Source organism: Nonomuraea sp. NPDC004702 (assembly GCF_053601695.1).
The window spans coordinates 109,570-115,616 of the sequence record NZ_JBSGCE010000035.1; the positions used below are offsets into that span (position 1 = coordinate 109,570).

Genomic DNA, 6,047 nt, shown 5'->3' on the forward strand with positions numbered 1-6,047 from the left:
GCCGTGGTCCGGTCAGTGGCAGGCGGGTGAGACGTCCTCGGCGTGGATGCCGGCGAACAGGTCGTCCTCGGGCAGCTCGGTGTCGACGAGCGAGCGCGCCAGGTGGTAGTCCTCGGTCGGCCAGATCTCCTGCTGCAGCTCGCGCGGGCAGACGAACCAGAAGCCGTCGGGGTCGACCTGGGTGGCGTGCGCGAGCAGCGCCTCGTCGCGGATCTGGAAGTACTCGCCGCACGGCACCCGCGTCGTCACGGGCCACTTGGCCGGCCGGTCCTCCCAGCGGGAGATCCAGTCGGAGTACGGGGAGCCGAGGCCGCGCTCGGTCATGGCCTCGTGCAGCGCCTCGAAGCGCTCCTTGGTGAAGCCCATCTGGTAGTAGAGCTTCATCGGCTGCCACGGGTCGCCGGTGCCGGGGTAGCGGTCGGGGTCGCCGGCCGCCTCGAACGCCTCGACGGAGACCTTGTTGGTCATGATGTGGTCGGGGTGCGGGTAGCCGCCGTCGTCGTCGTAGGTGATGATCACGTGCGGGCGGAACTCGCGCACGGCGGCCACCAGCGGGGCCGAGGCGTCCTCAAGCTTCTGCAGCGCGAAGCAGCCCTCGGGCAGCTCCTCCTCCTCGCTCTCCGGCAGGCCGGAGTCGACAAAGCCCATGAAACGCTGCTGGACCCCCAGGATCTCGCGGGCCCGCTCCATCTCCGCCCGGCGCACCTCGCCGATGTTGGCCACGATCTCGGGCCGGTCCATCTTCGGGTTGAGCACGGAACCCCGCTCACCGCCCGTGAGGGTACAGACCAGCACTTCCACGCCTTCGCGCACGTAACGCGCCATCGTGGCGGCGCCCTTGCTCGACTCGTCGTCGGGGTGGGCGTGGACTGCCATCAACCTCAGGGGTGCACTCACGGGCGCGTTCTCCTCACAGGGTCTCCTCGGTGGAGGACCGGTCACTCGTCCAGAGAGGTTAGTTTCTGCTGGGCGGTCGCGAGGGCACGCCCCCCGCGGGCGACAATTGTCTCGGATAACGCTCAGGGAGTGCAGGGAGATTCCGCCATGGTCACCGAAGATGTCGGGAACGGACCCGTTCTCGGCACACCCGACGACTTCCCCGACCGTCCGAAGAGAGGCGGCCGGCTGGTCGTGCATGTCGTGATCGGCGTGCTGGTGGCCATCGTCGCGGGCGGCTGGGGATGGGTGATGTGGTCGATGACGGCCGGCGGCGGCTCGGAGGCCCCGGCGCAGGTCGTCTCGTTCAGCATCGACGCGCCCGGGCGCGCGGAGATCACCTTCGAGGTGTACAAGCCCGACGATAGAGTGGCCGTCTGCCGGATCAGGGCACTGGACGTCTACCACGCGGAAGTCGGTAGCAAGGAAGTAAGAATCCCGGCTGGTGAGGGTAGTAAGCAGCTCAAGGAGAGCCTCGACACCAGTGGTCAGGCCACTTCCGTCCACATCCAGTACTGCAATCTCGTATAGTGAGACATTTGGGGAAGCGTCCGGGCGGTTGAGTTGTTAGCCTTTCGCAATTCGACCGTCCACATCCTCAAGTGATCTCAGGGCCCCCTAGGCAAGCAAGGAGAACCCGTGGCCGACTCTCGCGATGAGAACGTCACATGGCTGACGCAGGAGGCGTACGACCGCCTGAAGGCGGAGTACGAATATCTCTCTGGCCCCGGGCGCGTCGACATCGCCAAGAAGATCGAGGCCGCCCGTGAGGAGGGCGACCTGAAGGAGAACGGCGGCTACCACGCCGCCAAGGACGAGCAGGGCAAGATGGAGGCCCGGATCTTCCACCTCCGCCAGATCCTCGACAACGCCAAGGTGGGAGAGGCCCCCAAGACCGAGGGCGTGGTCGGCCCCGGCATGACCGTGACGATCCGGTTCGTCGGCGACGACGACGAGGTCACCTTCCTGCTCGCCTCCCGAGAGGAGAGCGGAGCGCCGATCGACGTCTACTCGCCCAAGTCGCCGCTCGGTTCGGCGATCAACGGCAAGAAGATCGGTGAGAAGGCGACGTACTCGATGCCCAACGGCCGCCAGAACACCGTCGAGATCCTCGAGGCTGTGCCGTACATCGGCAACTGACCCCCGCAGATCCTGACCGCCGGGCCCACGTCGGCCCGGCGGCGTTTTCGCGTTCACCGGGAATCGCGCAGGACCTCAGCTTCCTGGTGAAGACGCGGAAACGGCGAGACTTATCCAGGCTCATCCCCTTCATCGTGGTGATGCTGGTGGCCGTGCTCACCACCGACGTGCTGGTGCTGGTCCAGACGGGGGAGGAGCAGGCGCCGGTCGAGGTGGTGCGGGCGCGGCCGGTGCCGAAGCAGACGCTCATGGCCCAGTCCCGTGCCGACCAGCCCGTGGCGCCGCTGGGCAAGCTGCGCAAGCCCAACCTCTTCGTGCTCACCCGCAAGCCGTTCACCGACGAGCTGCTGCGCAAGGTGGCCAGGCTGCGCGGCGTACGGGCCCTTGAGCTGGCCGACGCGGCCTCCATCTCGCTCGACGGCAAGCGGGTGCAGACGCTCGCGGTGAACCCGTCCACGTTCCGGGCCTACACCCCCAAGGTGACGGCGTCGTCGGACGCCCTGTGGCAGAACGTGGCCTCCGGCGACGTGGCGGTCTCGTTCGTGCTGGGCAACGACGGCGGCCTGGCGCTGCACAGCCGCGTGAGCGGGCCGGCCGGGCCGCTGCGCATCGGCGCGTACGCCACCACCGGGTTCGGCGCGGTCGACGCGGTCGTGTCCAAGGAGACCGGGCGCAGGCTGCGCCTCCCGCGCGACAACGCGCTCATCGTCAGCGCCCCGGGCGCGAACTCCGACGCGCTGCGCCGGGCCATCCTGGCCGCGATGCCCAAGGGCACGCAGGTGGCCACCGTCAACCCCGTCCAGCCGCGGCCCAGGGCCGACACCCCGAAGAACTGGCCGTCCGGATCGTTCATGACCGTGGAACAGCTCACGGCGGCGCTGAAGGCCGCGGTGTCCAAGCTGGGCCGGCCGTACGTGTGGGGGGCCGAGGGGCCCGACACGTTCGACTGCTCGGGGCTGGTGCAGTGGGCGTACGGGCAGGCGGGCGTACGGATGCCGCGGGTGACCCACCAGCAGTGGGTGGCCGGGCCGCAGGTGCCGCTGGCGCAGGCGCAACCGGGCGATCTGATCTTCTGGCGCAACGACCCGACGAATCCGGGTTACATCTCGCACGTGGCGATCTACTGGGGCAACGGGAAGGTGCTGCAGGCGCCGCGCACCGGTGACGTCGTCAAGATCTCCCCGTTGAGCACGCGGAACCTGGCCGGCGTCGTCCGGGTCAGCCCCGTCGCGGCCGCCCGCGTCCGCTGAACGAACCTTCGCACGATCCGCGGTTCGGCTCGTGCATTTCGCGCGCAACTGTGTAATCGTGATTACATGTCAACAGACGATATGAGCGCGCAGGTCCGCGGCTGGTTCACCGGCCGGCTCCCCGAGGGGTGGTTCACCGGGGCCCCCGAGATCGTCCGTGACCGCGAGGAGATCGCGGTGCTCGGCACGCTGCCCGACCCGCCCGCCGACACGCCCGAGGCCGAGCGGCTCGCCCTCATCGAGGGGCTGGCCCGCCGGTTCCGTGAGGAGACCCGCGAGCGGCGGATCGAGATCGCCCGCGAGGCGGAGCGCCGGTTCCGCCAGAAGGTCTCGTGGGGCGTGCGGTGCGGGGGCGAGACTGTGATGTTCACCACACTCTCCGTGCCCGTGATGACGCGTCTGCGTCAGTCGGAGCGTCAGGTGCTCGACACGCTGGTCGCCGCCGGGGTGGCCAGGAGCCGCAGCGACGCGCTCGCCTGGTGCGTGCGCCTGGTCGGCAAGAACACCGACACCTGGCTGGCCGAGCTGCGCGACGCCCTCCAGCACGTCGACAGAGTGCGCAACGCGGGCCCCGACGTCAATTCCTGAGAACACCGGCGGAAACGGCTCGGGAAATTGGACTAAACCACTGCGGTAATTGGTTTAGACCACGCGAATTCGCCTGGACCGGCCCCGCGAAATTCCTCTTTTAAAACTCGGAGACCTGGGTAGGCTCCCCGGATCGTCAGGGCCGCTGCCTGCGGCGACGGTCGCGCCAACAGGTCTATGCCAATTGGCTTTCATGCGCCTTCGTCGTTAATGATGACTGGGCCCTGAGAGAGTGGAGGAGTCGCAGTCGTGTCCGTTTCCGTGGAAGTGCCCGCGCCGACGAGCAATCGCGAATTGGTCGCGTGGGTGAACGAGATCGCAGCCCTGACCCAGCCCGACCGGATCGAGTGGTGCGACGGCTCGGAGGAGGAGTGGACGCGCCTGACCAACCTCCTCGTCGAGCAGGGCACGCTCACCCGGCTCGCCGCGCGCCCGAACAGCTTCTACGCCAAGTCCGATCCCAGCGACGTCGCGCGGGTCGAGGACCGTACCTACATCTGCTCGGAGCGCGAGGAGGACGCGGGCCCGACCAACAACTGGATCGCTCCAGCGCAGATGCGCCAGACCTTCTCCGAGCTCTTCGCGGGCTGCATGCGCGGCCGCACGATGTACGTCGTCCCGTTCTGCATGGGCCCGCTCGGCGGCGAGATCTCGCAGCTCGGCGTCGAGATCACCGACTCCGCGTACGTGGCCGTGTCGATGCGGATCATGACGCGCATGGGCGACCGGGCGCTGCGCCTGATCGAGCAGCGCGGCGGCTTCGTCAAGGCCGTCCACTCCGTCGGCGCCCCGCTGCGGCCGGGCCAGTCCGACGTGGCCTGGCCGTGCAGCTCCACCAAGTACATCAGCCACTTCCCCGAGACCCGCGAGATCTGGTCCTACGGCTCGGGCTACGGCGGCAACGCGCTGCTCGGCAAGAAGTGCTACGCGCTGCGCATCGCCAGCGTCATGGCCCGCGACGAGGGCTGGCTGGCCGAGCACATGCTCATCCTCAAGCTCACGCCGCCCGACGGCGAGACCCGTTACGTCGCCGCCGCCTTCCCGAGCGCGTGCGGCAAGACGAACCTGGCCATGCTCCAGCCCACGATCCCGGGCTGGAAGGTCGAGACGATCGGCGACGACATCGCCTGGATGCGCTTCGGCGACGACGGCCGCCTGTACGCCATCAACCCGGAGGCCGGCTTCTTCGGCGTCGCGCCCGGCACCGGCCAGGTGACCAACGCCAACGCCATCAAGACCCTCTGGGGCAACAGCATCTTCACCAACGTCGCCCTGACCGACGACGGGGACGTGTGGTGGGAGGGGCTCACCGAGGAGCCCCCGGCGCACCTGACCGACTGGAAGGGCCGCTCCTGGACGCCCGACAGCGACGAGCCCGCCGCCCACCCGAACGCCCGCTTCACCACACCCGCCTCCCAGTGCCCGACCATCGCACCGGAGTGGCAGGACCCCAAGGGCGTGCCCATCTCGGCGATTCTCTTCGGCGGCCGCCGCGCCACCGCCGTGCCTCTGGTCACGGAGTCGCTGAGCTGGGAGCACGGCGTCTTTCTCGGAGCCAACGTCGCCTCCGAGAAGACCGCCGCGGCCGAGGGCAAGGTGGGCGAGCTGCGCTACGACCCGTTCGCCATGCTGCCGTTCTGCGGCTACAACATGGGCGACTACTTCGGCCACTGGCTCGACATCGGCCGGGTCGAGGGCGCGAAGCTGCCGCGCATCTACTACGTCAACTGGTTCAGGAAGAACGACGAGGGCAAGTTCATCTGGCCCGGCTTCGGCGAGAACAGCCGCGTGCTCAAGTGGATCGTCGACCGCCTCAACGGCGAGGCCAAGGCGAACCCCACGGCGATCGGCCTGCTGCCCGCCGAGCTGGACACCGACGGCCTCGACCTGTCCGAGGAGGACCTGCGCACGCTGCTGTCGGTCGACCGCGACGTGTGGCGCGAGGAGGCGGCCCTGATCCCGGCCCACTTCGAGAAGTTCGGCGACCACCTGCCGAAGGAGCTGTGGGACGAGTACGACGCCCTGCTCGACCGGCTCGGCTGAGCGGGCGCGCGCGGTGCGGCGGTGCTGGCCGCCCGGCTGGCCGGCGCGAGCGTGCCGCAGCAGCTGCGCGACGTGGTGCTGCCCGCCATC

At 68.9% G+C, this 6,047-nt stretch carries 6 protein-coding genes; 5 read left to right on the forward strand and 1 reads right to left on the reverse strand.

The window, feature by feature from the left end:
* Positions 1-12 precede the first annotated feature (12 nt).
* Positions 13-897 (reverse strand): mycothiol conjugate amidase Mca, encoded by an 885-nt coding sequence (gene mca / locus ACWEJ6_RS34545; protein WP_352323256.1) that lies wholly within the window; start codon positions 895-897, stop codon positions 13-15.
* A 147-nt stretch (positions 898-1,044) separates the two neighbouring features.
* Here mca and ACWEJ6_RS34550 point away from each other — a divergent pair, with 147 nt between their 5' ends.
* From ACWEJ6_RS34550 to ACWEJ6_RS34570, 5 genes are all read left to right on the forward strand, one after another.
* Positions 1,045-1,467, forward strand: coding sequence for a DUF4307 domain-containing protein (locus tag ACWEJ6_RS34550; RefSeq protein ID WP_357974645.1), 423 nt, complete (start codon positions 1,045-1,047; stop codon positions 1,465-1,467).
* A 108-nt stretch (positions 1,468-1,575) separates the two neighbouring features.
* Entirely contained in the window at positions 1,576-2,076 is a 501-nt protein-coding gene (gene greA / locus ACWEJ6_RS34555) for a transcription elongation factor GreA (protein WP_352323258.1), read from the forward strand.
* A gap of 140 nt (positions 2,077-2,216) precedes the next feature.
* On the forward strand, positions 2,217-3,326 hold the full coding sequence (locus ACWEJ6_RS34560) for a C40 family peptidase (protein ID WP_387677474.1): 1,110 nt from the start codon (positions 2,217-2,219) through the stop codon (positions 3,324-3,326).
* Between the two features lie 66 nt (positions 3,327-3,392).
* On the forward strand, positions 3,393-3,914 hold the full coding sequence (locus ACWEJ6_RS34565; RefSeq protein ID WP_352352974.1) for a hypothetical protein: 522 nt from the start codon (positions 3,393-3,395) through the stop codon (positions 3,912-3,914).
* Between the two features lie 249 nt (positions 3,915-4,163).
* Entirely contained in the window at positions 4,164-5,957 is a 1,794-nt protein-coding gene (locus tag ACWEJ6_RS34570; RefSeq protein ID WP_387677052.1) for a phosphoenolpyruvate carboxykinase (GTP), read from the forward strand.
* Positions 5,958-6,047: the final 90 nt, after the last annotated feature.

Excerpts from the sequence above, each read along its gene's own strand:
- ACWEJ6_RS34560 (WP_387677474.1), top strand. The coding sequence starts at position 2,217 with ATGCTGGTGGCCGTGCTCACCACCGACGTGCTGGTGCTGGTCCAGACG.
- ACWEJ6_RS34550 (WP_357974645.1), top strand. The coding sequence starts at position 1,045 with ATGGTCACCGAAGATGTCGGGAACGGACCCGTTCTCGGCACACCCGAC.
- ACWEJ6_RS34565 (WP_352352974.1), top strand. The coding sequence starts at position 3,393 with ATGTCAACAGACGATATGAGCGCGCAGGTCCGCGGCTGGTTCACCGGC.